Raw genomic sequence first — 24,272 nt, forward strand, 5'->3', positions numbered from 1 at the left:
AAATGACAATCCGCATCGCTATGGCCGCTGTCGTGATCGCGGTGTTGAGCTCGACCCAGGCGCTGGCTGATCCGCATAGTCAGGATCCGACCAAGGTTCCTGCTGGCCAGTACATTCTGGATAAGAACCACGCCAGCCTGTTGGTGAAGATCCCGCACATGGGCTTTTCCCACTACACCATGCGCTTCGATCGGTTGGACGGCGGTTTTACCTATGATCCAGCGAACTGGACGGCGACCCAGGTGACGATCACCGTCGATCCGACCTCAATCAACACCGGCCAGGCGAGTTTCGACAAGACCATCGCCGGACCCGACTATTTCGATGCGGCCAAGTATCCGGCCATCACCTTCGTCTCCACCGCCGTGGCGGGGCAGGAGGGGAAGGGCACGGTGACTGGCGACCTGACCTTCCACGGCGTCACCAGGCCGGTGACGCTGGACGTGGTCTTCAACGGCGTCGGTCCCGGGATGTTGGGCCTGGGGACCCGCCTCGGCTTCTCCGGCACGACGAAGATCAAGCGGTCCGACTTCGGCGTCACCGCAGTAAGTCAGTTTACAGGCGACGAGCTCGACCTGATGTTCGAAGCCGAATTCACCAGGAAATAACCCCGACGATGTCGAGCCCTCGTACGCGTTACAGCACCGTCGCCATCGTCCTGCACTGGCTGATCGCAGCGGCGATCATCTTCCAGGTGATCCTGGCCTGGCGGATGGATGGCCGCACGCCGTCGGGGTTCGCCCTTATCCAGCTGCACAAGTCGGTCGGGATCTCGATCCTGTTGCTGAGCCTGCTCCGCCTAGCCTGGCGATTGGCCAATCGCCCGCCGCCGATGCCCGCCGGGATGGCGACGTGGGAGCGTTGGCTTGCCAAGGTCGCTCATGTCGGCCTCTACGTGATCATGATCGGCATGCCGATCACCGGCTGGATCATGGTCTCCACCAGCCGCATCCAGGTTCCGACCCTGCTCTATGGGGTGGTCCCTTGGCCGCACGTTCCCGGGCTGGCCCATCTGACCGGGGCGGCCAAGAGCGCTTGGAACGATGTCGGCCATCTGGGGCACGAGGCCTTGGCCTGGGGCGCCTATGTGCTGATCGCGCTGCATGTGGCTGGGGCGCTGAAGCATCAGCTGTTTAGCCGTGAGGAGCCGGTGCTGGCCCACATGGCGCCGGGCGCCAAGCCGGGCCGTTGGCTGGACCCGCGGCTGATCGCGATCTTCGTCGTGGCGCTGGGCGTGATGGCGGCGGCGCAGACGATCCGGCCGCCTGTTCCGGCCTCCAAGCCGCTCCCGCCGCCGCCCGCGGCCATCGAGACCGCCGAGGTCGCGGCACCCGTGGTCCCGGCGGCGACGGCCGCTGACCCGGCCGCTGCGACGCCCGCCGCCGAAGCGGCGTCCAGCGAGCCCTCCGCCTGGACGGTGAGCCAGGGCTCGACGCTGGGCTTCGCCACCTCCTGGGGCGGCTCGGCCATCGAGGGGCGGTTCGACCGTTGGACCGCCGACATCGTCTTCAGCCCCGAGGCCTTGGACAAGTCCAAGGTCAGCGTCAGCATCGACCTCGCCTCGGCGGTCTCCGGCGACTCCCAGCGCGATGAGTCGCTCAAGGGCGCCGACTGGTTCGACGTCGCCAGCCACGCCAAGGCGACCTTCACGGCCACCAAGTTCGAGAAGACCGGCGCCGACCGCTATGTCGCCCACGGCCGCCTGACCCTGCGCGGGGTCAGCAAGCCGCTGCGCCTGCCGTTCCGCTTGCAGATCGAAGGCGACAAGGCGCGCGTCAGCGGTGTAACCAGCCTCGACCGCACAGCCTTTGGCGTCGGACAGGGCGAGTGGACGAGCACCGATCAAATCCCGGCCGACGTGAAGGTGAGCGTCAACCTGACGGCCAAGCGGCGCTAGCCGCGGCCGAGGCCGCTCTGCGCGCGGGCGGCCTGGTCATCTTGCCGACCGAGACGGTCTATGGCCTGGCCGGTGACGCATCCGACCCGGCGGTGGTGGCGGCGATCTTCGAGGCCAAGGGCCGGCCGAGGTTCAATCCGCTGATCAGCCACGTGGCCGATCTGGCCGCCGCCGAGAAGATCGCGATCTTCGACGACCGCGCCCGCAAGCTGGCCGAACGGTTTTGGCCGGGGCCGCTGACCCTGGTCCTGCCGATCGCGCCTGACACTCCGGTCTGCGATCTGGCGCGTGCGGGGCTCGACACCGTGGCGGTGCGGGTCCCCGGCCACCCGATGGCCCACGCCCTGCTGGCCCGGTTCGGCGGCCCGGTGGTCGCGCCGTCCGCCAACCGTTCGGGCCGTCCGAGCCCGACCAACTTCGCCGACGCGGTGGAGGAGACCGGCGTCAGCGCCGCCGCCGCCCTCGACGGCGGGCCGTGCGAAGTCGGGCTGGAATCCACGGTCGTCGCCCTGCTGGACGAGGCGCGCCTGCTGCGGCCTGGCTCAGTGACCCGCGCCGAGATCGAGGCGCTGATCGGGCCGCTGGCCGAGGCGGAGGCCGACGCCAAGCGCTCGCCCGGACGCCTGGCCCGCCATTACTCGCCCAAGGCGCCGGTGCGGCTGAACGTCGAGACGCCCGAGCCGGGGGAGGCCTACCTGGCCTTCGGACCGGGCGACCATCGCTGGAACCTCAGCCCGTCAAGCGACCTGCGCGAAGCCGCCGCCCGGCTGTTCGCCTATCTCCGCGACGCCGACCGCACCGATCCCATCGCCATCGCCGTCGCGCCGATCCCAGGCCACGGGCTGGGCGAAGCGATCAACGACCGTTTGAAGCGCGCGGCGGGCTTTGTCGGCTAGGACGCAGGGGCTAGGATCGCGCCCATGACGCTCTCCGTTCCCGCCGATGTGCTCTCCCGACTAAAGGCCGTGCTGGGCGAGGGGGGCTGGAGCCAGGACCCTGAGCGCCTGGCGCCCAAGCTGGTCGAATGGCGTGACCGCTGGCAGGGAAACACCCCGCTGCTGGCCCTGCCGAAAACCACGCAGGACGTCGCCGCCGTGGTGGGCATCTGCGCGCAGGCCGGCGTGCCGATCACGCCGCAGGGCGGCAACACCGGCCTGGTCGGCGGGCAAATTCCCTTGGGCGAAATCCTGCTCTCGACCGAGCGCCTGCGGACCATCCGCGACATCGACGCCTTTGACGACGTGATCGTCGCCGAGGCCGGCGTCACCCTGGCGGCGGTGCACGAGGCGGCGCTGGACAAGGGCCGCCGCTTCCCGCTCGGCCTGGCGTCCGAGGGCACCGCCACCATCGGCGGGGTGGTCTCGACCAACGCCGGCGGCACCGCTGTCCTGCGTTACGGCAACACCCGCGACCTGGTGCTGGGCCTAGAGGCCGTGCTGCCCAATGGCGAGATCTGGAACGGGCTGAAGCGGCTGCGCAAGGACAACACCGGCTATGATCTCAAGCAGCTGCTGATCGGGGCCGAGGGCACGCTGGGCGTGGTCACCGCCGCCAGCCTGAAGCTGTTCCCGATCCTGATCTCACGCGCCACCGCCATCGCCGCGGTCGATACGCCGGAGGCCGCCATCCAGCTGCTGGTCCGGGCCAAGGACGAGGCGGGCGGGGCGGTCGAGGCCTTCGAACTGATGGGCCGGCGCGGGATCGAGTTCGTGCTGAAGAACATCGCGAACCAGCGCGATCCGCTCAGCGAAATCCATCCCTGGTACGTGCTGGTCGAGATCGCCTCGGGCGAACCCGGCGCGGCGGAAGGCGCCATGGAGCGGCTGCTGGGCAAGGCGCTGGAGGACGGCCTGATCCGCGACGCCGCGGTGGCGCAGAACCAGGCCCAGGCCAGGGCCTTCTGGTCGATCCGCGAAAACCAGTCGCCCGGCCAGAAGCCCGAGGGCGCAACCTGGAAACACGACGTCTCGGTGCCGGTCAGCCGCGTGGCGGAGTTCCTGAACCTGGCGACCGCGCGGATGGAGGCGCTGGTTCCAGGCGCTCGGGTCACCGCCTTTGGCCATGTCGGGGACGGAAACATCCACTACGACGTCATTCGCCCGGACGGCGGCGACGACGCCGCGCATTCGTCGCTGCGGGCGCAAGGCTCGCGGATCGTCCACGACATCGTGGCCTCGATGAGCGGGTCGATCTCGGCCGAGCACGGGCTAGGCTCGATGAAAACCGAGGAGGCTCGGCGCTACAAGTCGCCGGTCGAGGTTGCGGCGCTGATGGCGATACGGCAAAGCCTGGACCCCAAGCGGATCATGAATCCGCGAGTCCTCTTCTGAGTCGCGCATGCTGATCGTCATTTCACCCGCCAAGGCGATGGATTTCACGCGGCCGGAAACCCCGGTCTCCGCGACCACGCCGGAGATGGCCGCCGACATCGCCGAACTGGCCAAGACCACTAAGAAGCTGAAGGCCTCGGACCTGAAGCGGATGATGGAGCTGTCGGACAAGCTGGCCGACCTGAACCGCGAGCGCTTCCAGGCCTTCGACCCGGCCATGGAGGACGGACTGCAGGCCGCCTTCGCCTTCAACGGCGACGTCTATTCCGGGCTGAAGGCGCGTGAGCTGGACAAGAAGGCGCTGAGCTTCGCCCAGGAGCATGTCCGCATCCTCTCGGGCCTCTATGGCGTGCTGCGGCCGCTGGACGCCATCCAGGCCTACCGGCTGGAGATGGGCGTGCGGATCAAGACCAAGCGCGGCGAGAGCCTCTATGACTTCTGGGGCGACAAGATCGCCCAGACGCTCAACGCCGCGACGATCGGCCAGAAAGACCCGACCCTGGTGAACTGCGCGAGCCAGGAATATTTCGGCGCGGTGAAGGTGAAGGCGCTGACGATCCCGGTGGTGACGACCAAGTTCTTCGAGGAGAAGGACGGGACCTCGAAGATCATCTCGTTCTACGCCAAGAAGGCTCGGGGCCTGATGGCCCGCTACGCCATCGATCATCGCATCGAGAAGGCCGATGACCTGCGGGCCTTCGACTCCGAGGGCTACCGGTTCCAGAAGAGCGCATCGACCGACACCGAGTGGGTGTTTTCTCGTCCGCAGCCGGCGCTGGTCGCGCCGACGAAGAAATCGAAGATCTAGCCGCCTGGCGGCTGGACGGCGACCTGGGGCGGGCGCCGTCCTGGGGCGACCCTATTTCTTGAACTTCATTTCGCGGGCGGTAAGGCCGCCACGCAGAACGCGGATGGACTCGCGCGAGACTGCCGCCTGGTTGCTCTTGGGCACGCTGCCGAAGGCGGTGGTCATGATCGCGTCGCCTTCGTCGAGGCTGCGGTCGAAGACGGCCATGTTCTTGTACTCGATCAGCAGGATCACGTCGGGTTCGCCGTCCCGCGGGGTCTCGACGGCGAGCACCCGGTAGTCGAGGACATCGCCCTTCTTCTTGTCCATCTCCTGGATATTGCGCCAGGTGGAGTTCAGATAGGCCATGTAGTCGTCGAACATGCCGGGCTTGGTCTCGATATAGCTGACCTGCCACACCGGACCGAGATCGTAGGTCCTGGCCGCGTTCTGCGCCTGGGCGGACGAACCGATCGTCAGGGCCAGGATGGCGGATACAAGGATCGTTCTCACGCGAAACTCTCCCTTGTCTGTTGCGCACAGTCGCGCTGCCGCACCCTGCTCTCGCTGAGATTGAAGAACAATGTTCTCTGAGTTGTGCGTGGCGCCGTCTAGGGTCGAGCGACGCGGTGGGGCGATCGCGGATCAAGCGCCCCGGCCACGTGTCAGCGCGGTCCGAAATCGGGGCTGAAGCGGATGTTGTCGCGGGCCAGGCCGTCGATCACCACCTGAGCGCCGCCGCTCTTGATCATCCATTCCAGGCGGTGGTCGCGGTACTCGCGTTTGAACAGGCCCTGGCGGACCAGTTCGGCGACATTGGGCATGGCCGAGGCGCGGGCGGAGGCGGCGGCCTCGGCGGCGGTCTCGACGACGGAAGGCCGCTCGTTCGTCCGGGCCAGCCAGTCGGCGAGCCTCGAGCCCTTCTCCGGGGGAAAGCCGTGGCCGACCGAACCGTTGAGATAGGGGACCACCGCCAGGTCGCCCCAGCCGAACGTCTCGCCGTTGAACCATGGCCGGCTTTCCAGCTGGCTTTCGAGCCAGCCGAACCAGCGCCGCGTCTGGCTGGCGGCGCGAGCCAGCAGGGTGCGTTCCAGTTCGCCTTCGGCGCGGCGGAACCAGCGGATTTCGGACAGGCCCCAGTTGATGGCTTCGAAGTGGGTGTCCATCGCCTCTTCCAGCATTCGCACCCGGGCGCGCTCGGCGGGCGTGGCCGGCAGCAGGGCCGGGGAGGGCCAGCAGTCTTCGAGGTATTCCAGGATGATGGTGGAATCGAAGATCATCACCTCGCCGTCGACCAGGGCTGGGACCTCGGCGCGGGGATTGGCCCGGATGAATTCGCCCTGGGCGCCGCCGGCCCCCAGGCCGCCCGGCGTTAAGGTTTCGAACGGCTGTCCCTTCTCGCGCAGGGCGATCTTGACCTTCTGGGCGTAGGGCGAGAGCGGGTGGTCGTACAGTTTCAGCATGGCTCGGCTTCCCTGGCGGCGCACTGATGTGGGGATCGAGCACCCTACGGGCCGCTCAAGTCAATCGCCGCGGCTTGACGGCCACGGCGGAAGCACGCTCCCTGTCTCCAACACTTGTTTGAAATCGCGAGGGAGGCGACCCGTGGCCTACAAACCATTCGATCTGACCGGCAAGGTGGCGCTGGTCACCGGCGGCAACGGCGGCATCGGCTTTGGCATGGTCGAGGCCATGGCCCAGGCGGGCGCCGACATCGTCATCTGGGGCTCCAACGCCCAGAAGAACGCCGACGCCGAAGACCGGCTCAAGGCCACCGGCGTGCGGGTGCTGACCCAGGTGGTCAATGTCGCCGACGAACACGCGGTGGCGGCGGGCATGGCGGAGGCGGTGGCCAAGATGGGCCGGGTCGACACCGTGGTCGCCAACGCCGGCATCGGCGGCGGCGCCAAGTCGTTCTCAGAGTTCCCGACCGAGACCTATCGCAAGGTGCTGTCGGTCAATCTCGACGGGGTGTTCTTCACTTTCCGCGAGGCGTGCAAGCACATCGTCGCGCGCTCAGAGCAGGGCGATCCCGGCGGCTCGCTGATCGCAATCTCGTCGCTCTCGGCCCTCGACGGCGCGGCCCGTAACCAGGCCTATGCCGCGACCAAGGGCGCGCTGATCCCGATGATCCGCGCCATCGCGGTCGAGCACGCGCGCTATGGCCTGCGCGCCAACGCCATCCTGCCGGGCTGGATCGCCACCGACATGACCGCCGGGGCCCAGGACAACGACAAGTTCAACGACAACGTCATCAAGCGCGTACCGATGCGCCGCTGGGGCACGCCGGCCGATTTCGGCGGCATGGCGGTCTATTTCGCGTCCGACGCCTCGGCGTTCCACACCGGCGACTCGGTGCTGATCGACGGCGGCTACGGCATTTTCTGAAGCCAACCCACCTTCGTCATCCTCCGGGCTCGCGAAGCGAGATCCGGGGGACCCAAGCTGAGTTGCGAACCTAGAANCTTGGGTCCCCGGATCGTCTTTCAGACGACCGGAGGATGACGAGCGGTATGCGCCACGCCCTTCCTGACGTCGGGTCACGGTTTCAATCGCCTGCGCCCGGCGCCATCCTCCCGGCATAAGATTTGGGAGGATTTCGATGACGCTGCACACTCCGCTTTGCGACCTGCTGGGGGTCAAGCACCCGATCATGCTCGCCGGCATGGGCGGCGTCTCCTACGCCGAACTGGTGGCCGCGGTGTCGAACGCCGGCGGCTACGGCGTGCTGGGCATGGCCGGCCGGACGCCCGAGTTCATCCGCGACGAGATGCGCAAGGTCAAAAGCCTGACCGACAAGCCGTTCGGCGTCGACTTGCTGGCCGCGAGCCCTGAGAGCCTGACCGCCGCCGTCGAGATCATCATCGAGGAAGGCGCCTCCAGCTTCGTCGCTGGCCTGGGCGTTCCCATGCCGATCATGGAGAAGCTCAAGAAGGCCGGGCTCAAGGTCATGGTCGTCTGCGGGGCCGTGAAGCACGCGGTGAAGGCCGAGCAGGCCGGCTGCGATGCGGTGATCTGCCAGGGCGGCGAGGGTGGCGGTCACACCGGCCTGGTCGGCACCATGCCGCTGGTCGCCCAGGCGGTCGAAGCCGTGAAAATCCCGGTGGTCGCCGCCGGCGGCCTCTATGACGGACGCGGCCTGGCCGCGGCCCTGGCGCTGGGCGCCACCGGCGTCTGGATGGGCACCCGCTTCATCGCCTCCACCGAAGCCCATGCCGGCGAGCTCTACCGCGAGGCGATCCTGGAGGCGGCCGACGAGGACACCATCCGCACCCGCTCCTATTCGGGCAAGCCGATGCGGGTGAAGAAGAACCCCTATGTCGAGGAATGGGAGACCCGGCCCCAGGACATCCAGGCCTTCCCGATGCAGGCCATGGTCTCGCATCAAGCCGGCGCGATGGGCGGGATCGGCGGCCAGATCGAGGGCCTCGACCCCGACAAGTCCTGCTTCGCCATGGGTCAGTCGGCGGGCGGCGTCCACAGCGTGCTGCCGGCCGGCGAGATCGTGGAGCAACTGATCAAGGAAGCCGAGGCGGCGATCGACCGTACGGCGAAGCTGCGGACCAAGGTCGGGGCGTAACTCAAGGTGTCATCCCGGACGCCTGAAAGGGCTGTCCGGGATGACATTTGGTTTTACCCGTCGATATCCAGTCCGAGGGCGAGCCGGCCCGCATAGCGCAGCTGCGCCTTTTCCTGCAGCGGATGGAAGCGGGCGCCCTGCACGTCGCGGAAGGCGCGCTCCAGGCCGGTGTCGCGGTAGAACGAGGCCCCGCCCGCCGCCTCCATGGCGCGTTCCACGGTCCTGATCGCCGCCTGGCCCACCAGGGTCCGCCCGGTCATGGCGCGGCCGGTGGCTTCAGGTCCGGGGGTGCCGGTCTCGGCCAGGTGGATCATGTCGGCCAAGGCGATCTCGGCGGTATGGAAGGCGTTCTCCATGTCGCCGACCAGGTAGCAGAGCTGGCCGTCGTCCGGCTTCTTCCGTGCGATGGTCAGGGCCTTGGCGCGAGCCCCCTCGGCGACCCCGACATAGGCCGAATAGATGATGGCGAAGGCGATCATCGAGATGGCGTGGAACAGTGGATGCCAGGCGCCTTGCGGGCGGCGGCCCGAGATCGCCGCGTCGGGGACGAAGACCTCCTTCAGCTCGACGTCGTGCGAGCCGGTGCCGCGCATCCCCAGCACCCGCCAGGTGTCGAGGATCCTGACGCCATCGGCCTTCATCGGCACGGCGAAGTGCAAGACCGTCGGGCCGGCCTCCGGATCGGCGTAGACCGCGCTGGTGACCAGCAGGTCGCCGGCCAGACAGCCGCTGGAGAAGACCTTGCGGGCGGTGATCTTGAAGCCGCCCTCGACCTTTTCCGCCGCGCCGCCGCTGTTTAGCCAGTCGGACCCGCCGCTGGAGATCAGCACCAGGTTCTCGGCCGCGACGCGCTTCAGCAGGCCCTCGGTCGGCGCCTTCTGCACCCGCCAGCGCCAGGCCGCGACCGCCACCAGGTGGCTGTGCATCGAGAAGGCCAGCGCCGTCGAACTGCAGGCCGCGCCCAGTCGGCGGATCGCCTGGCAGATTTCCGCGACCTCCGCGCCGCCGCCGCCCAGTTCGGCCGGGACGAGCGCGCTGAAAAAGCCCTGCGCCTTGAGTTGGGCGTAGGCGTCGAAGACGAAACTGTCCTCGGCGTCGTGCAAAGCGGCCTGCGCGGAAATTTCGGCTGCGATGAGATCGGCGCGCGCCAGCCAGTCGATCTTGGTCGGCGTGGTTTCGGTTTGGACGTCGAGCAACATGTTCAGCTCCTTGAGCCAGGGATAGGTTTCCCCCTGTCGTCGGTAAGCTCTCAGGTCCGGTTCGGCGCGGCCAGTTCAGGAACTGAACTTGCCCGGTACAGGAAATGAACTAGGCCCCGGTCGGCCACGGGCCTAGTTTGCGCTTGCGCCTTCTTGGAGGAAACCCATGACCCAGGGCAGCTACAGGCAATTCTGCCCGGTCTCGATGGCGGCGGAGGTCCTGTGTACGCGCTGGACCATTGTCTTGCTGCGCGAACTCGTGGCCGGCTCGACGCGTTTCAACGATCTGCGGCGCGGGGTGCCGCGCATGTCGCCGGCGCTGCTGTCGCAGCGGCTGAAGGAACTGGAGGTCGCCGGCATTGTCCGCCGCGATCCATCGCGGGCCGACCCCAGCATCCACGAATATCGCCTGACGACCGCCGGCGAGGAACTGGCCCCGCTGGTCGATGCGTTCGGCATATGGGGCCAGCGCTGGATCTCCACCGAGCTTTCGTTACAGCACCTCGATGCGACCCTGCTGATGTGGGACATGCGCCGCAACCTCGATCCGACGCCGATGCCCAAGCGGCGCAGCACGGTCCAGTTCCGGTTTCCAGAACTGCCGCCGATCCAGCGCTCCTGGTGGTTGCTGGTCGATCCCGACGGGACCGTCGATCTCTGCTCGATCGATCCCGGGTTCAATGTCGACCTCTTCGTCTCCACCGATTTGCGGACCATGACCGCGATCTGGATGGGGGTGGAGACCGTGGCCGGGGGGCTTCGCGCCGAGCGCCTCGCCCTCACGGGCGATCGCCAACTTGCCGCCGACATGCAGACTTGGCTCGGCCTCAGCCCCTTCGCCAAGGAGCGTAAGCTCGCGAGCTGAACGCGAACTCGCCCGCCCCCGGGGAGGTCGGGGGCGGGCGTCGCGTCGGAGCAGGTGGGGGTTCCCGCTCTTTGCGGATGGCTAGGCCGCGATCTTGGCGGCGATCTCGGCGGTGTGGCGGCCCTGGTAGCGGGCGCCTTCCAGTTCATTGGCGCTGGGCTGACGCGAACCGTCGCCGGCGGTGATCGTCGAGGCCCCGTAGGGCGATCCGCCGGTGATCTCGTCCAGTCGCATCTGGCCGGCCCAGGCGTAGGGCAGGCCGACGATGACCATGCCGTGGTGCAGCAACTGGGTGATCGTCGACATGATCGTCGTTTCTTGGCCGCCATGCTGGGTGGCGGTGGAGGTGAAGACCCCGCCGACCTTGCCGACCAGGGCGCCCTTGGCCCACAGGCCGCCGGTCTGATCCCAGAACGCCGCCATCTGCGAGGCCATCCGGCCATAGCGGGTGCCGACACCCAGGATGATCGCGTCATAGTTGGCGAGGTCGGCGACCGTGGCGATCGGAGCGTCCTGGTCCATCTTGTAGTGCGAAGCCTTGGCCAGCTCTTCCGGCACGGTCTCGGGCACGCGCTTGATGTCGACGGTCGCGCCGGCTTCGCGGGCGCCTTCGGCGACGGCCTTGGCCATGGTTTCGATGTGGCCGTAGGTCGAATGGTAGAGGACGAGGATCTTGGTCACGGAGAGTTTCCTGAGCTGAAGCTGGAAATGCGGGGAGGAGCGGCCCGGGCCGATAGACCCGGGCCGTCGTTGGACTAGGCGGCGTCGACGAGCACGAGCTCGGCGTCTTCGAGGGCGGTGACGCGAACCGTGGCCTCGTCGCGGATCGCCAGGCCGTCGCGGGCCTTGGCGGTGACGCCGTTCACTTCGATGGAGCCGGTGGCCGGCACCAGGTAGGCGTAGCGGCCTTCACCGAGCTGATATTCGGCGGTTTCGCCGGCCTTCAACGTGGCGGCCACGACCCGGCCGTCGGCGCGGATCGGCAGCACGTCGGTGTCGCCGTCGATGCCGCTGGCCAGGGTCACGAACTTCCCGGCGCGGTCGCCCTTGGGGAAGGGCTTGGCGCCCCAGGAGGGCTCGCCGCCGGCCTTGGTCGGCAGGATCCAGATCTGGAACAGCGTGGTGTCTTCGTTCTCGACGTTGAACTCGGCGTGGCGGATGCCCGAGCCGGCGCTCATCACCTGAACGTCGCCGGCCTCGGTGCGGCCGGTGTTGCCCAGGCTGTCCTGGTGAGTGATCGCGCCGCTGCGGACATAGGTGATGATCTCCATGTTCGCGTGGGGATGCGGCGGGAAGCCGGAGTTCGGCGCGATCTTGTCGTCGTTCCACACGCGCAGGGCGCCCCAGCTCATCCGCTTGGGATCGTTGTACTCCGCGAAGGAGAAGTGATGCTTGGCGTCGAGCCAACCGTGGTTGGCGCCGCCGAGGGTTTCAAAGGGTCGATGGTCAATCATCGTCTGGTCTCCCGGAGGCGATCTCGAAGGGACCGCCTGTTCGAAGAAATAGGTAGCGCCCTTGCCGGAACTTCGAAATAGAAACGATAGAAACCAACTGTTTCCAAAAGTGACATGTCAAAACTTCCTGACTTCGAGGCCTGGGCGATCTTCGCCAAGGTGGCCGAGACCGGCTCCTTCGCTCGTGCGGCCGAGGATCTGGAGCTATCGAAGGCGACGGTCTCCAAGGCTGTCAGCCGATTGGAAGCGCGGCTGGGCTCCAGCCTGTTCCACCGAACCTCGCGCCGCATTTCCCTGACCGAGAGCGGGCGGACCGCGCTGGAGCGGGCCAATCGCATCCTCTCCGAAGGCGAGGCGGTGGAGGCCGAGACCGCCGCCCAGTCGGCGATCCCGCGCGGCCAGGTCCGGCTGGCGGCGCCGACATCCTTTGGTCTGCTGCACCTCGCGCCGATCCTGCCCGACTTCCTGGCGCGCTACCCGGAGGTCTCGATCGACCTCAACCTGGCCGACCACAAGGTCGATCTGGTCGCCGAGGGCTTCGATCTGGCGATCCGCATCGCGCGGCTGCAGGACTCCTCGCTGCTGGCCCGAAAGCTTTGCGACATGAAGATCATGCTGGTCGGGGCGCCGGGCTATTTCGAAGCGTTCGGGCGGCCGACCCATCCGCGCGACCTGATGGAGCATCGGTGCTTCACCTACACCAACATCGAGAGCCCTGAGATCTGGCGGTTCTCGCATCCGGTGGAGGGTGAGCAGACGGTGAACGTGAGCGGCCCGATGCGGGTCAACAGCTCCGAGAGCCTGAGCGCCTCGCTGCGGGCTGGTCTCGGCGTCGCCCTACAGCCGGAGTTCATCTGCTGGGAGGATTTGAGGAGCGGGGCTCTGGAGGCGGTGATGTGCGAGTGGTCGCCGCCGCTGCCGGCCCTACATCTGGTCAGCCCGCCCGGCCGCCTGCGACCGGCGCGGGTGAAGGTGCTGTTCGACTTCCTGGCCGAGCGGCTGGCCGCCGCGCCCTGGACGACAGACGCCTAGAGCTGCGCTCTAGATTTTTGTCTGTCGCGCTTTCTGGCGGCGAACCGGTCCCCACGTCGCCGGAAAGCGCTTAGCTTCCCTGGAAAAAGGCGGCCGGATCGCGGTTGAAGCGGCCGAAGGTGGCGAGGCAGCCCTGCCAGATTCCCAGGTGCTGCTTCATCTCCGCCGCCGAGAGCCGCGAGGTCAGCATGGCGGCGTACATGACGTTGGAGCGTCCGTCGTCCGTCAGGTAGCCGCGGCACGCGACCTGGGTGCGGTTGAAGTCGTTGATCTGCTGCAGGTTCGGGCCCCGGCGTTCGAACGCCGTGGAGAAGGCCACCGCGCCGCAGGCCTTGCCGGTCTCGTCGCATTGCACGAACTGGGCGCCGAACTTGCCGCCGGGCGTGGCGATGTCGAGCACCACCATGCCCTTGCCGCTCGAGGCCACGCCAGCCTTGGCGTCCATGCCGTTCAGCAGCCCGACCAGCGCCTTTGGGTCGCGGGCGTCGAAGGTCGCGGCCTTGGCGGCGGCCGGGGCGGGCTTGGCCGGCGCGGCGAACGCCGCGTTCGCGCTCGCGGCGATGGCCAGGGCGATGATGACGAGGCGCATGGTGGTCTCCGGAAGATCGGTCTTTGTGGCTAACGCCCGCGCAGGCCTGATGACAAGCCGATGCAGGCGGATTTAAGTGCGGCCATGCGTTCGGCCCTGATCGTGCTCGCCCTTTCCGTCCTCGCCCTGCCGGCCTTCGCCCAGGAGCGAACGATCGAGATGCGCGACGCCCTGGTGAACCTGGCCCGGGTGCTGGGCGAAAGCCACGCCCTGCGTCAGGCGTGCGAGGGGAGCGACGATCAGTACTGGCGCGCCCGCATGACGCGCCTGGCCGAGACAGAGCAGGCCGAGCCTGAGTTGGAGCAGGAGATGAAGGACGGCTTCAACGCCGGCGTCGCCGAGACCAAGCGGCTCTATCCTGCCTGTGGAGACTCGACGCGCCGGGCCCAAGGGCTGGCGGCGGCGCGTGGACGCGAGATCGCGCTTGGCCTTTCGCAGGCCAAATACCGGGTGATCACGGTGCTTCCGCCGCAGAGCGAGCAGGACGTGACGGCGCAGCCTTCCACGCGCTAGGGTGTTCTCCGGTTCTCGGAGAGGTTGTCATGGAATTGGCTACGGCCGTCGTGCTGCTTGTGCTGGCGCTGGTGATCCTGTTCGGGGCCATCAAGATCGTTCCTCAGGGCCGCGAATACACCGTCGAACGTTTTGGGCGCTACACCCGGACCCTGCCGCCCGGCATCGCCTTCCTGACGCCCTTCGTCGAGGGGATCGGCCGCCGGGTGAACATGATGGAGCAGGTCCTCGACGTGCCCCAGCAGGAGGTCATCACCAAGGACAACGCCGTGGTGAAGGTCGACGGCATCGTCTTTATCCAGGTGATGGACGCCGCCGCCGCCGCCTACCGGGTCGACAACCTCAACTACGCCATCGCCCAGCTCTGCATGACCAATTTGCGCACCGTGGTCGGCTCGATGGAGCTGGACGAGGTGCTGTCGCAGCGTGACCAGATCAACACCCGCCTGCTGCATGTGATCGACGCGGCCACCGGCCCCTGGGGCGTGAAGGTGGCGCGGATCGAGATCAAGGATCTGATGCCGCCGCCGGACATCACCAACGCCATGGCCCGCCAGATGAAGGCCGAGCGCGAGCGTCGCGCGGTCATCACTGAAGCCGACGGCGAGAAGTCCGCCGCCATCGCCCGCGCCGAGGGCGCCAAGCAGGCCGCCATCCTGGAGGCCGAAGGCCGCCGCGAAGCGGCCTATCGCGACGCTGAAGCCCGCGAACGCGAGGCCGAGGCCGAGGCCAAGGCGACGGCCATGGTGTCGGAGGCCATCGCCCGCGGCGACGTCAACGCCATCAACTACTTCATCGCCCAGAAGTACGTCGAAGCCTTCGCCAAGCTGGCCGAGAGCCCCAACCAGAAGACCGTGATCGTGCCGGCTGAAATGTCGGCCTTGGTCGGGTCGCTGGCCGGCGTCGGCGAGCTGGTGAAGACCATCCAGAGCGACCGCCCGCCGGTGGCGGCCCGCGCCGCGCCCGCCGCCGCGCCGCGCCCGCCGCGCGGACCGGCTGTCCCGCCGACGGGAGCCTGACCCCATGGGCGGGTTCGCCGAATTCTATGTCGCCTACGGGTTTTGGGTCTGGGTGGCGATCGCCGCCGCCGTGCTCGCGGTCGAGGTTTCGACCGGATCTGGATGGCTGCTGTGGCCGGCGGCCTCCGCCGCGGCGGTGGCGTTCGTCAGCCTGATCACTCGCAACCCGGCACTGGAGATCGGCCTGTTCGCAGTCCTGACCATCGCCACCACCCTGGCGGCGCGCAGGTTCTGGCCCAGGACCGCCAGCGACTCGAAGGACATCAACGACAACGTCGCCCGGCTGGTGGGCCATAGGGGCCGCGTCGCCACGGCGTTCGTCGGCGGCGCCGGGCGGGTGATGGTCGACGGCAAGGAGTGGGCCGCCGAATCCGAGGATGGCGGCGTGCTGGAGATCGAGTCGGTCGTCGAGGTGGTCGGGCTCAGCGCCGGGACGCGGCTTCGGGTTCGGTCGATCCACTGATCTCTTCCAGGAAGGTCCGCAGGGACTTCAGGAAGGGCAGGGCCTGGTGGAACTCCTTGTCGGTGAAACCCTCCCGCAGGGCGTCCATCTTCCACTTCATGTCCTTGAGGACCTGCAGGTAGACCTCCGATCCGGATCGGGTGAGGCGAACCCGCTTCTTGCGGCGATCCTTCACATCGGCCAGCACGACGACGAAGCCCAGCGCCTCCATCTTCTGGAGGGCGTTGGTGATGGCCGCCTTGGACATCATCATCATCTCAGCCAGCTCGACCGGCGTCTGTCCGTCGCCCTGCCGGGTGAAGGCGAGCAGCAGCTCGAAGTGCGCGTAGGTCATGCCTGGCGGCAGGTGGTCGATCACCGAATGCCGGATCAGGTGCTCGATGACCCCGATCTCGTTGAACACCGCCACATCGGGGCGGTCCTGTAGGGCAGGCGGCATTTTTGAGCCTCCACGTCGTTCGATACCGAACGAAGTGGTTATTCAGGCCCCGCGGTTCAAGCCGCGAGGCCTTCCTTCAGTCCCTTGCGGGCCAGGGCGTCGGCGCGTTCGTTCAGCGGATGGCCGGCGTGGCCCTTGACCCATTTCCAGGTCACGTCGTGCTTGCCGCGCGCGGTGTCGAGGCGCCGCCAGAGGTCGTCGTTCTTGACCGGCTTCTTGTCGGCGGTCAGCCAACCGCGCTTCTTCCAACCGTGGATCCACTCCGAGATGCCCTTCATCACGTAGGTGGAGTCGGTGTGGAGCTCGACTTTGCAGGGCTTCTTCAGCGCCTCCAGGGCCTGGATGGCGGCCATCAGCTCCATGCGGTTGTTGGTGGTCGCCGGCTCGCCGCCGCAGATGTCGCGGACGTGCTCGCCGGAGATCATCACCGCGCCCCAGCCGCCAGGACCGGGGTTTCCCGAGCAGGCGCCGTCCGAATAGATCACCACCTGCGGGGTCACGAAACCTCGCCCAGCAGGACCAGGTCGGGCGCCGAGCGGTGCACGGCGAGCTTGCGCTCATATTCCAGCGGGTCCTTGGGCCGGACCAGGGCGCCGGCGGGCGTCGCGCCCCAGTCGTGCAGCCGGGTCAGGAAGAACCGCATGGCCGCCCCGTGGGCCAGCACCGGCAGGGCCGCGCGCTCGGCCGGCGTCAGTGGGCGATGGGCCTCGTAGCCGGCCAGCAGGGCGCGCGCGCTGGTGATGTTGAAGCTGCCGTCGGCCTCGAAGCACCAGGCGTTCAGCGCCACGGCGATGTCGTAGGCCAGCGAGTCCACGCAGGCGAAATAGAAGTCGATGGCCCCGGCGAAGGTCGGGCCCTGGAAGAAGACGTTGTCCGGGAAATAGTCGGCGTGGATCACCCCGGTCGGCAGGTCGGTCGGCCAGGCGGCCGCGATCCGGGCGAGGTCGGCCTCGATCACCGCGGCGAGGCCCGGCTTCAGGTTTTCGGCGTCGTCGCGCAGGGTGGCGAACAGCGGCGCCCAGGCGTCTTGACCCAGGTCGTTGCCGCGCGAGAGCGGGAAGCCCTGCGCGGCCAGGTGCAGGCGCGCCAGCCCGTCGCCGGCCTCGCGGCAATGGGCGGCGGTGGGGCGGCGGACCGAAAGGCCCTGCATGAAGGAGATGATCGCCGCGGGCTTGCCGCGCACGCGCTTCAGGATCTCGCCGGCGCGGTCGGCGATCGGCGTCGCCGACGGATAGTCGTGCTCGGCCAGCCAGTGCATCAGGCCCAGGAAGAACGGCAGGTCCTCCTCGCGGACCCGTTTTTCGTAGACGGTGAGGAAGAAGCGCCCGACCTCGGTCTCCAACATGAAGTTGGAATTTTCCACGCCCTCGGCGATGCCCTTGAGCGCCAGCGGCGCGCCAAGGTCGAAGTCGGACAGGAGGGCGGTGAGCTCCTCGTCGGTGATGTCTGTGTATACGGCCATGCGCGACCGGGGATGCGGGAGGCGGGGCGGGCGGTCAAGTCGACTTCGCGTATTACATCCGTTATAACGGCCTTGCGCACATCTTGGAGGCCTCGATGATCGCTCTCAAATTGACCCAGGTTGGAAACTCCGTCGGCGTCGTCCTGCCCAAGGAGGCGCTTATCAAGCTGGGGGTCGAGAAGGGCGATACGGTCTATCTGACCGATGGCGCGGGCGGCGAGATGCGTCTGTCGGCCTATAGCGCCGAGGTCGCCGAAGAGATCGCCCTGGGCGAAGATTTCATGGATCAGTATCGCGACACCTTCCGCGCCCTGGCCAAGTGAGCACAGCGCCCGAACCGAGGTGGATCACCAAGCAGGGCCTGATCGTCCTTCATGATCGCAGCATCGCCCTGCACGGCGGCGCAGCCGGTTTGCGGGACGAGGGGTTGCTGGAATTGGCCCTCGCGCGTCCCACCAATCGCTTCCGCTATGAAGGTGTCGACGACGCCTGCATCCTGGCGGCCGCCTATGCTGTCGCGCTGGCCAGCAATGACCCATTCGCCGATGGCAATAAACGGGCGGCCTATCTCGCAGCCGGCCTGTTCCTGATGAAGAACGGACGTCGATTGACCGCTGAACCGGCCGACGCCGCGCTCACCATCCTGGCGGTCGCGGCGGGCCGGCGCGATGTCGACGAACTGGCCGGATGGATCCGAAGCCGATCGGCTATTCGCTGACCAGCGCCCGCGGCAGCTTGAAGCTCACGGTCTCGCGGACGGTGTCGACTTCCTCGACCGTGACGTCGAAGGCTTCGCCCAGACGGTCGATCAGGCCCTGGACCAGCACCTCCGGCGCCGAGGCCCCGGCGGTGACGCCGACCGTGGCCGCGTCGTCGAGCCAGGCCAGATCCAGCCCGCTCGCGTCATCGATCAGATAGGCGCCCTTGGCGCCCGAGCGCTTGCCGACCTCGACCAGCCGAACGGAGTTGGAGGAATTGGCCGAGCCGAGCACCAGCAGCACGTCGGCGCGGCTGGCGACCACCTTCACCGCATCCTGGCGGTTGGTGGTGGCGTAGCAGATGTCTTCCTTGTGCGGCGCGGAGATCTCCGGGAACCGCTCGCGCAGGGCCGCGACGATCTCGGCGGTGTCGTCCACCGATAGCGTGGTCTGGGTGGCGAAGGCGACGTTGGCGGCGTCCTTCGGCGTGAAGGCGCGGGCGTCCTCGACGGTCTCGATCAAGGCGACGGCGCCATCGGGCAGCTGGCCCATGGTGCCGACCACCTCGGGGTGACCGGCGTGGCCGATCAACACGATCTCCTTGCCGGCGTCGTAGTGGCGCTGGGCCTCGACGTGGACCTTGGAGACCAGGGGACAGGTGGCGTCCAGATAGATCATCTGCCGGCCGGCGGCCTCGGCCGGCACCGATTTCGGCACGCCGTGGGCGGAGAACACCACGGGTCGGTCGGTCGGGCATTCCGACAGCTCTTCGACAAACACCGCGCCCAGGTTTTTCAGACGGTCGACGACATGGCGGTTATGGACGATCTCGTGGCGCACATAGACCGGCGCGCCATACTTCTCGATCGTCCGCTCGACGATCTGGATGGCGCGGTCGACGCCGGCGCAGAAGCCGCGCGGCGTCGCGAGCAGCACCTTGAGGGGACGGCGGGGGCGGGGTTCCTGCAACATGGCGGCAAGTTAGGCGCTTGAGCCCTCGACCGCCAGCCGCGTTGCGGCCTCAATCGATAGCCATTAGTAGGAGAACGCACGCGAGGGCCGACACTGGCCCACGCCCTTTAGTTTTGGACGACCTCAAATGCGCCGCCCCCTGCTGTTGCTCGCCGCCGGCTTGATCATGGCCGGCTCCATGGCCCCCGAGCTCGCCTCGGCTCAGCAGCGCCGTCAGGGCGATCAAGAGCGCGAGGAACAGGACGCCGCCAAAAAGAAGAAGCGCGATTCGGAGTGGTCCGACGTCCAGGCGCCGCTGCCGCAGCTGCGGAACGCCGGGCCGTGCCCGTTCGTGAAGGTGCTGTACGACGCTGGTCGCTACGTCGAGTTCAAGGACGGCCGCGAGGCGTCCGGCGCGGTCTCCTATTCGGGTGAGATCCAAGGCATCTCGGCCGGCTGTCAGTACAAGGACGACGAGCCCATCAAGGTGACGATGGAAGTCCTGTTCGAGCTGGGCAAGGGGCCGCTGGCCGCAGGGTCTTCGAAGACCTACCGCTATTGGGTGGCTGTGACCCAGCGCAACGACGCGGTGCTGGCCAAGCAGTACTTCGACCTGCCGGTGACCTTCCCGGCTGGACAGGACCGCATCTACGCCACCGAGAAGATCGCCCAGGTGACGATCCCGCGGGCGACCGCGACCACCAGCGGCGCGAATTTCGAGATTCTGGTCGGCTTCGACGTGACGCCGGAAATGGCGGCCTTCAATCGTGACGGTAAGCGCTTCCGGCTGAACGCCGGCACGGCCGTCGCCGGGAACACCAACGAACCCAAATGAGTGATCTTAAGAGGGGCCTGAGCGAAGCGGTCGCCGCCGCCTTCGCCGCGGCGGGACTGCCGGCCGAGCTTGGCCGTGTGACGCCGTCCGACCGGCCCGACCTGGCGGACTTCCAATGCAACGGCGCGCTTCCGGCGGCCAAGGTCGCCAAGCGCGACCCGCGTGAGATCGCGGCCGAGGTGGCCGGCCATCTGGCCGGCGATCCGCGCCTGGCCTCGGTCGAGATCGCCGGTCTCGGCTTCATCAACATGCGGGTCAGCGACGGCGCCCTGTCGGAGCGTGCGGCCGAGATCACCGCCGATCCGCGGTTGGGCGCCCAACCGGTGGCGCAGCCGCGCCGGGTCCTGATCGACTACGGCGGGCCTAATGTGGCCAAGCCGATGCACGTCGGCCACCTGCGCTCCTCGATCATCGGGGAGTCGATTAAGCGCATCTACCGGTTCCGGGGCGACACCGTGGTGGGCGACGCCCACTTCGGCGACTGGGGCTATCAGATGGGCCTGCTGATTGGCGCGGTCATGGACGAGGACGCCGCCATCGCCGCGATGATGGAGGGCCTCAACGCCAAGGCCGAGATCACGCCGCAGGACGAGCAGGCGACCTTCGCCGCGCTCGACGGCAAGGTCACCCTGGCCGATCTGGACCGGCTCTATCCGCTGGCCGCGGCGCGCGGCAAGACCGAGCCCGATTACCGCGATCGCGCCCGCAAGCTGACCGCCGAGCTGCAGAACCATACGCCCGGCTATTTCCTGCTGTGGAAGCACTTCGCCAAGGTGACCAAGGTCGCCCTGGAGCGCGACTTCCACGCCCTGGGCGTCGATTTCGACCTCTGGAAGGGCGAGAGCGACGTTGATCACCTGATCGAGCCGATGGTCGCCGACCTGGAGGCCAAGGGCCTGCTGGTCGAGGATCAGGGCGCGCGCATCGTGCATGTCGCCGGCCCGAACGAGACCAAGAAGAAGAAGCTGCCGGACGGTTCGGTGGTCGTGGTGCCGAGCCCCGATCCGCTGCTGGTGGTCTCCTCGGAAGGCTCGGCCATGTACGGTACGACCGACCTGGCGACGATCCTGGACCGCAAGCAGACCTTCGATCCGGCCTTTGTCATCTACGCTGTCGATCAGCGTCAGGCCGACCATTTCGAGATCGTGTTCCGCGCCGCCTATCTGGCCGGATACGCCGAAAAGGGCGGTCTGGAGCACGTCGGCTTCGGCACCATGAACGGTACGGACGGCAAGCCGTTCAAGACCCGCGAAGGCGGCGTCCTGAAGCTGAACGACATGATCGTCATGACTCGCGACAAGGCGCGCGAGCGCCTGCACGAGGCCGATCTGGGCAGCGAGCTTGATCCCGACGCCTTCGAGGACACGGCCAACAAGGTCGCGGTGGCGGCGCTGAAGTTCGCCGACCTGCAGAACTTCCGCGGCACCTCCTACGTCTTCGACCTCGACCGCTTCTCCAGCTTCGAGGGCAAGACCGGCCCCTATCTGCTGTACCAGGCGGTCCGGGTGAAGTCGGTGCTGCGCAAGGCGGCCGACGCCGGAGCGCAAGCCGGCCCGATCCTCGTCTCCGATCCGGCCGAGCGTGACCTGGTGCTGTTGCTGGACGCTTTCGACCAGGCCCTGATCGACGCCTACGACAAGAAGGCGCCGAACTTCATCGCCGAGCACGCCTACAAGCTGGCCCAGGCCTTCTCGAAGTTCTACGCCGCCTGCCCGATCCTGTCGGCGGAACCGGCGGTGAAGGCCTCGCGCCTGGCGCTGGCCCAGACCACGCTGCGCCAGCTGGAGCAGGCGCTGGACCTGCTGGGCATCGCCGCGCCGGAACGGATGTAAGCCGGGCTAGGCCCCGGCCGCCGCGGTCTCGAGCGTATGCTTGATGGCCGCGGCGCCGATTTCCATCATGGCGTCCATCCCGGGTGCGAGTTCGGCCGGCGCCACCTGCGCCGTCCAGGTGAACTCGGTCTGACCATCGGCTCTCGCCGTCACGGCGGCGCTGGCGCGGTGGAAGCTCATCTGGTCGCTGATCACGCTGTAGACGACGCGCTTTTGAGCCTCGTCGACGGCCAGAATGCGCTCGCGAGCCTCCATTCCATTGGCGAAGGTGAGCAGGCGGTCGTCGCCATCCCTGCGACTGTTCGTCACGAAACCGGCGGCCAGGCGCGTGGGCAGGGCGTGAATGTCGCGCAGCGCGGCCCAGACGTGATCTGGCGGGGCGGCGACGACGAAGGTCTTGCGGATCGTGGCGGCTTCGGGCGGGACGGGGCTATCAAGATTGGACATGGCTGATCCTCCGGGAACAGCCGAAGTATCGCAGTCACGTCCTCAGCCGGCTGGCGGTTTTCGGAACAGGTCGGCCGGCGCGTGTTTGCAGATTGACTCCCATTCGGTGATCGAAGAGTTTCCCGCCGACTCTCGCGGGAGAGATCGGGCCTTTCGAGGCTCGGAGCCGAAGGCGCAACCACCCCGGAAACGCTCAGGCAAAAGGACCGCGACGAGCTGATGAACGCTGGAAAGTAGCGCTCGGGAAACCCTGCGCTCGCCGAAGGAGCGAGGGGTTGGCCCGGTGGGCCAGCCTGAAATCTCTCAGGCCCAAGGACAGCGGGGGTGTGAACGTCGCGGGGATCGTCCTCGTGCGCTCGCGGAATCATCAGCCGGAGTCCAGCCTTGTCCGACGACAATCTGAAGACCACGCCTCTCAACGCCGCCCATATCGCGGCGGGCGCGCGCATGGTCCCGTTCGCGGGCTACTCCATGCCGGTCCAGTACAAGGACGGCGTGATGAAGGAGCATCTCTGGACGCGCGAGAACGCCGGCCTGTTCGATGTGTCCCACATGGGCCAGGCGCGCCTGCGCGGGGTCTCGCCGCTGTCGGCCTTCGAGGAGGTGACGCCCGGCGACTTCATCGGCCTGAAGCCCGGCAAGCAGCGCTACTCGGTCCTGTTGAACAAGAAGGGCGGCATCATCGACGACCTGATGGCCGCCCGTCCCGATGACGACGGCCTGTTCGTCGTGGTCAACGGCGCCTGCAAGGACAACGACTTCAAGATCATCGACGACGAGCTTGCGGGGCAGGTGCGGATCGACCGCCTGGAGGACCGCGCGCTGCTGGCGCTGCAGGGTCCCAAGGCCGCCGCGGTCCTGGCCGAACATGCGCCGGAAGCCGCGACCATGGTGTTCATGGACGCTCGCTCGATCACCGCCTTCGGAACCGACGCCATCATCTCGCGCACCGGCTACACCGGTGAAGACGGCTATGAGATCTCCATTCCGGCCACCGAAGCCGAGCGGGTCTGGAACACCCTGCTGGCTGACGTGAGGGTGAAGCCGATCGGCCTGGGCGCCCGCGACAGCCTGCGTCTGGAAGCTGGCCTGCCGCTCTATGGCCATGACGTCGACGAGACCGTCAGCCCCGTCGAAGCCGATCTGGCCTTCGCCGTCTCCAAGAAGCGCCGTGAGGCGCGCGACTTCCCGGGCGCGGCCCGGATCGCCAAGGAGCTGGCCGAGGGCGTCACTCGTAAGCGCGTCGGCCTGACCGTGCTGGAAGGCGCCCCGGCCCGCGAGGGCGCGGAGATCGCTGACGAAGCAGGCAATGTGGTCGGCGTCATCACCTCGGGTGGTTTTTCACCTAGCCTCGGCAAGCCGATCGCCATGGGCTTTGTTCCGCCGGCCCTGGCCGTCGCAGGGACAAAATTGAAAGTCATCGTTCGGGGCAAGCCGCAGTCCGCAGAGGTCACGGCCATGCCCTTCGTTCCTCACCAATACGTCCGCAAGCTCTGAGAAGGACCACCCAGATGCGTTTCACCAAGGATCATGAGTGGGTCTCCCTCGAGGGTGACGTCGCCACCATCGGCATCACCGCCTATGCGGCTGAACAGCTCGGCGATGTCGTGTTCGTCGAGGTTCCCGAGGCCGGCAAGGTCGTGAAGACCGGCGACAACCTGGCCGTGGTCGAGAGCGTGAAGGCCGCGTCCGACGTCTACGCGCCGCTGACCGGCGAAGTCGTCGAAGGTAACGCCGCGCTCGGCGATGCGCCCGAGACGGTCAACGACCAGCCCGAAAAGGCCGGTTGGTTCGCCAAGATCAAGATCGCCGACAAGGCCGAATACGAGGCGCTGATGGACCGCGCCGCCTACGAAGACTTCCTGGGAACCCTGTAAACC

At 67.5% G+C, this 24,272-nt stretch carries 29 protein-coding genes and 1 riboswitch; of the genes, 18 read left to right on the plus strand and 11 right to left on the minus strand.

Annotated features, from left to right (window positions below):
• The first annotated feature begins 2 nt into the window (after nucleotides 1–2).
• From ASE02_RS02540 to yaaA, 5 genes are read left to right on the plus strand one after another with little or no spacing between them, the layout of a single operon-like run.
• Nucleotides 3–608, plus strand: a complete 606-nt coding sequence (locus ASE02_RS02540; protein ID WP_056730846.1) for a YceI family protein — start codon at nucleotides 3–5, stop codon at nucleotides 606–608.
• Between the two features lie 8 nt (nucleotides 609–616).
• On the plus strand, nucleotides 617–1,897 hold the full coding sequence (locus ASE02_RS02545; RefSeq protein ID WP_056730847.1) for a YceI family protein: 1,281 nt from the start codon (nucleotides 617–619) through the stop codon (nucleotides 1,895–1,897).
• A gap of 17 nt (nucleotides 1,898–1,914) precedes the next feature.
• A complete protein-coding gene (locus ASE02_RS02550; protein WP_235536599.1) occupies nucleotides 1,915–2,793 on the plus strand; it encodes an L-threonylcarbamoyladenylate synthase in 879 nt (292 codons plus the stop codon).
• A gap of 24 nt (nucleotides 2,794–2,817) precedes the next feature.
• Complete coding sequence (locus ASE02_RS02555) at nucleotides 2,818–4,227, plus strand: FAD-binding oxidoreductase (RefSeq protein WP_056730851.1); 1,410 nt, start codon at nucleotides 2,818–2,820, stop codon at nucleotides 4,225–4,227.
• Nucleotides 4,228–4,234: 7 nt separating this feature from the next.
• Nucleotides 4,235–5,035, plus strand: a complete 801-nt coding sequence (yaaA, locus tag ASE02_RS02560; protein WP_056730853.1) for a peroxide stress protein YaaA — start codon at nucleotides 4,235–4,237, stop codon at nucleotides 5,033–5,035.
• 51 nt (nucleotides 5,036–5,086) lie between these two features.
• On the opposite strand, the gene ASE02_RS02565 is transcribed toward yaaA, so the two are convergent.
• Complete coding sequence (locus ASE02_RS02565) at nucleotides 5,087–5,527, minus strand: hypothetical protein (RefSeq protein WP_056730855.1); 441 nt, start codon at nucleotides 5,525–5,527, stop codon at nucleotides 5,087–5,089.
• Nucleotides 5,528–5,679: 152 nt separating this feature from the next.
• Nucleotides 5,680–6,477 carry a glutathione S-transferase family protein gene (locus tag ASE02_RS02570; protein ID WP_056730857.1) on the minus strand — a complete coding sequence of 266 codons (798 nt, stop codon included), beginning with the start codon at nucleotides 6,475–6,477 and terminating at the stop codon, nucleotides 5,680–5,682.
• A gap of 142 nt (nucleotides 6,478–6,619) precedes the next feature.
• On the opposite strand from ASE02_RS02570, the gene ASE02_RS02575 reads away from it, so the two are divergent.
• A complete protein-coding gene (locus tag ASE02_RS02575; RefSeq protein WP_056730858.1) occupies nucleotides 6,620–7,402 on the plus strand; it encodes an SDR family NAD(P)-dependent oxidoreductase in 783 nt (260 codons plus the stop codon).
• Between the two features lie 214 nt (nucleotides 7,403–7,616).
• Complete coding sequence (locus ASE02_RS02580) at nucleotides 7,617–8,594, plus strand: nitronate monooxygenase family protein (protein ID WP_056730860.1); 978 nt, start codon at nucleotides 7,617–7,619, stop codon at nucleotides 8,592–8,594.
• 53 nt (nucleotides 8,595–8,647) lie between these two features.
• On the opposite strand, the gene ASE02_RS02585 is transcribed toward ASE02_RS02580, so the two are convergent.
• The gene (locus tag ASE02_RS02585; RefSeq protein ID WP_056730861.1) at nucleotides 8,648–9,793 is read right to left on the minus strand and encodes an acyl-CoA dehydrogenase family protein; all 1,146 of its coding nucleotides are present in this window, start codon (nucleotides 9,791–9,793) and stop codon (nucleotides 8,648–8,650) included.
• Nucleotides 9,794–9,959: 166 nt separating this feature from the next.
• Between ASE02_RS02585 and ASE02_RS02590 the strand changes: the two genes are divergently transcribed.
• On the plus strand, nucleotides 9,960–10,658 hold the full coding sequence (locus ASE02_RS02590) for a helix-turn-helix domain-containing protein (RefSeq protein ID WP_056730863.1): 699 nt from the start codon (nucleotides 9,960–9,962) through the stop codon (nucleotides 10,656–10,658).
• Between the two features lie 81 nt (nucleotides 10,659–10,739).
• On the opposite strand, the gene wrbA is transcribed toward ASE02_RS02590, so the two are convergent.
• Together wrbA and ASE02_RS02600 are read right to left on the minus strand one after the other, a co-directional pair.
• Nucleotides 10,740–11,339 carry an NAD(P)H:quinone oxidoreductase gene (wrbA, locus tag ASE02_RS02595; RefSeq protein ID WP_056730865.1) on the minus strand — a complete coding sequence of 200 codons (600 nt, stop codon included), beginning with the start codon at nucleotides 11,337–11,339 and terminating at the stop codon, nucleotides 10,740–10,742.
• Between the two features lie 74 nt (nucleotides 11,340–11,413).
• A complete protein-coding gene (locus ASE02_RS02600; protein ID WP_056730867.1) occupies nucleotides 11,414–12,112 on the minus strand; it encodes a pirin family protein in 699 nt (232 codons plus the stop codon).
• 114 nt (nucleotides 12,113–12,226) lie between these two features.
• Here ASE02_RS02600 and ASE02_RS02605 point away from each other — a divergent pair, with 114 nt between their 5' ends.
• Complete coding sequence (locus tag ASE02_RS02605) at nucleotides 12,227–13,144, plus strand: LysR family transcriptional regulator (protein ID WP_056730868.1); 918 nt, start codon at nucleotides 12,227–12,229, stop codon at nucleotides 13,142–13,144.
• A 70-nt stretch (nucleotides 13,145–13,214) separates the two neighbouring features.
• Here ASE02_RS02605 and ASE02_RS02610 read toward each other — a convergent pair whose 3' ends face one another.
• Nucleotides 13,215–13,733, minus strand: coding sequence for a hypothetical protein (locus ASE02_RS02610; RefSeq protein ID WP_056730870.1), 519 nt, complete (start codon nucleotides 13,731–13,733; stop codon nucleotides 13,215–13,217).
• 84 nt (nucleotides 13,734–13,817) lie between these two features.
• On the opposite strand from ASE02_RS02610, the gene ASE02_RS02615 reads away from it, so the two are divergent.
• The 3 genes from ASE02_RS02615 to ASE02_RS02625 are packed head-to-tail and all read left to right on the plus strand — an operon-like array spanning nucleotide 13,818 to nucleotide 15,728.
• Nucleotides 13,818–14,246: a TIGR02301 family protein gene (locus ASE02_RS02615; protein WP_056730872.1), complete on the plus strand. Its 429-nt coding sequence runs from the start codon at nucleotides 13,818–13,820 to the stop codon at nucleotides 14,244–14,246.
• 29 nt (nucleotides 14,247–14,275) lie between these two features.
• On the plus strand, nucleotides 14,276–15,265 hold the full coding sequence (locus ASE02_RS02620; protein ID WP_056730875.1) for an SPFH domain-containing protein: 990 nt from the start codon (nucleotides 14,276–14,278) through the stop codon (nucleotides 15,263–15,265).
• A gap of 4 nt (nucleotides 15,266–15,269) precedes the next feature.
• On the plus strand, nucleotides 15,270–15,728 hold the full coding sequence (locus ASE02_RS02625; RefSeq protein ID WP_056730876.1) for an NfeD family protein: 459 nt from the start codon (nucleotides 15,270–15,272) through the stop codon (nucleotides 15,726–15,728).
• Here the strand turns inward: ASE02_RS02625 and ASE02_RS02630 are convergent.
• From ASE02_RS02630 to thrB, 3 genes are read right to left on the minus strand one after another with little or no spacing between them, the layout of a single operon-like run.
• On the minus strand, nucleotides 15,688–16,167 hold the full coding sequence (locus ASE02_RS02630; protein WP_056730878.1) for a MarR family winged helix-turn-helix transcriptional regulator: 480 nt from the start codon (nucleotides 16,165–16,167) through the stop codon (nucleotides 15,688–15,690). The genes ASE02_RS02625 and ASE02_RS02630 overlap by 41 nt on opposite strands.
• A 56-nt stretch (nucleotides 16,168–16,223) precedes the next feature.
• Nucleotides 16,224–16,667 (minus strand): ribonuclease HI, encoded by a 444-nt coding sequence (gene rnhA / locus ASE02_RS02635; protein ID WP_056730880.1) that lies wholly within the window; start codon nucleotides 16,665–16,667, stop codon nucleotides 16,224–16,226.
• Nucleotides 16,664–17,629 (minus strand): homoserine kinase, encoded by a 966-nt coding sequence (gene thrB / locus ASE02_RS02640; protein ID WP_056730882.1) that lies wholly within the window; start codon nucleotides 17,627–17,629, stop codon nucleotides 16,664–16,666. The genes rnhA and thrB overlap by 4 nt, the downstream gene beginning before the upstream one ends.
• Before the next feature lie 95 nt (nucleotides 17,630–17,724).
• On the opposite strand from thrB, the gene ASE02_RS02645 reads away from it, so the two are divergent.
• Together ASE02_RS02645 and ASE02_RS02650 are read left to right on the plus strand one after the other, a co-directional pair.
• On the plus strand, nucleotides 17,725–17,952 hold the full coding sequence (locus ASE02_RS02645) for an AbrB/MazE/SpoVT family DNA-binding domain-containing protein (RefSeq protein WP_056731246.1): 228 nt from the start codon (nucleotides 17,725–17,727) through the stop codon (nucleotides 17,950–17,952).
• Nucleotides 17,949–18,347 (plus strand): type II toxin-antitoxin system death-on-curing family toxin, encoded by a 399-nt coding sequence (locus ASE02_RS02650; protein WP_056730884.1) that lies wholly within the window; start codon nucleotides 17,949–17,951, stop codon nucleotides 18,345–18,347. Before ASE02_RS02645 ends, ASE02_RS02650 begins: the two co-directional genes overlap by 4 nt.
• Here ASE02_RS02650 and ispH read toward each other — a convergent pair.
• A complete protein-coding gene (gene ispH / locus ASE02_RS02655; RefSeq protein ID WP_056730886.1) occupies nucleotides 18,337–19,299 on the minus strand; it encodes a 4-hydroxy-3-methylbut-2-enyl diphosphate reductase in 963 nt (320 codons plus the stop codon). The genes ASE02_RS02650 and ispH overlap by 11 nt on opposite strands.
• Nucleotides 19,300–19,426: 127 nt before the next feature.
• Between ispH and ASE02_RS02660 the strand changes: the two genes are divergently transcribed.
• Entirely contained in the window at nucleotides 19,427–20,113 is a 687-nt protein-coding gene (locus tag ASE02_RS02660) for a hypothetical protein (protein ID WP_056730888.1), read from the plus strand.
• Nucleotides 20,110–21,945 (plus strand): arginine--tRNA ligase, encoded by a 1,836-nt coding sequence (argS, locus tag ASE02_RS02665; RefSeq protein ID WP_056730890.1) that lies wholly within the window; start codon nucleotides 20,110–20,112, stop codon nucleotides 21,943–21,945. The genes ASE02_RS02660 and argS overlap by 4 nt, the downstream gene beginning before the upstream one ends.
• Nucleotides 21,946–21,951: 6 nt before the next feature.
• Here the strand turns inward: argS and ASE02_RS02670 are convergent, their stop codons facing one another.
• The gene (locus ASE02_RS02670; RefSeq protein ID WP_056730893.1) at nucleotides 21,952–22,392 is read right to left on the minus strand and encodes an SRPBCC family protein; all 441 of its coding nucleotides are present in this window, start codon (nucleotides 22,390–22,392) and stop codon (nucleotides 21,952–21,954) included.
• Nucleotides 22,393–22,517: 125 nt separating this feature from the next.
• Nucleotides 22,518–22,611, plus strand: a riboswitch (glycine riboswitch).
• A 165-nt stretch (nucleotides 22,612–22,776) separates the two neighbouring features.
• Here ASE02_RS02670 and gcvT point away from each other — a divergent pair.
• Together gcvT and gcvH are read left to right on the plus strand one after the other, a co-directional pair.
• On the plus strand, nucleotides 22,777–23,889 hold the full coding sequence (gcvT, locus tag ASE02_RS02675; RefSeq protein ID WP_056730895.1) for a glycine cleavage system aminomethyltransferase GcvT: 1,113 nt from the start codon (nucleotides 22,777–22,779) through the stop codon (nucleotides 23,887–23,889).
• 14 nt (nucleotides 23,890–23,903) lie between these two features.
• Nucleotides 23,904–24,269, plus strand: a complete 366-nt coding sequence (gene gcvH / locus ASE02_RS02680) for a glycine cleavage system protein GcvH (protein WP_056730897.1) — start codon at nucleotides 23,904–23,906, stop codon at nucleotides 24,267–24,269.
• Nucleotides 24,270–24,272: the final 3 nt, after the last annotated feature.

This window comes from Phenylobacterium sp. Root700, assembly GCF_001429025.1.
Classification (GTDB): Bacteria; Pseudomonadota; Alphaproteobacteria; order Caulobacterales; family Caulobacteraceae; genus Phenylobacterium.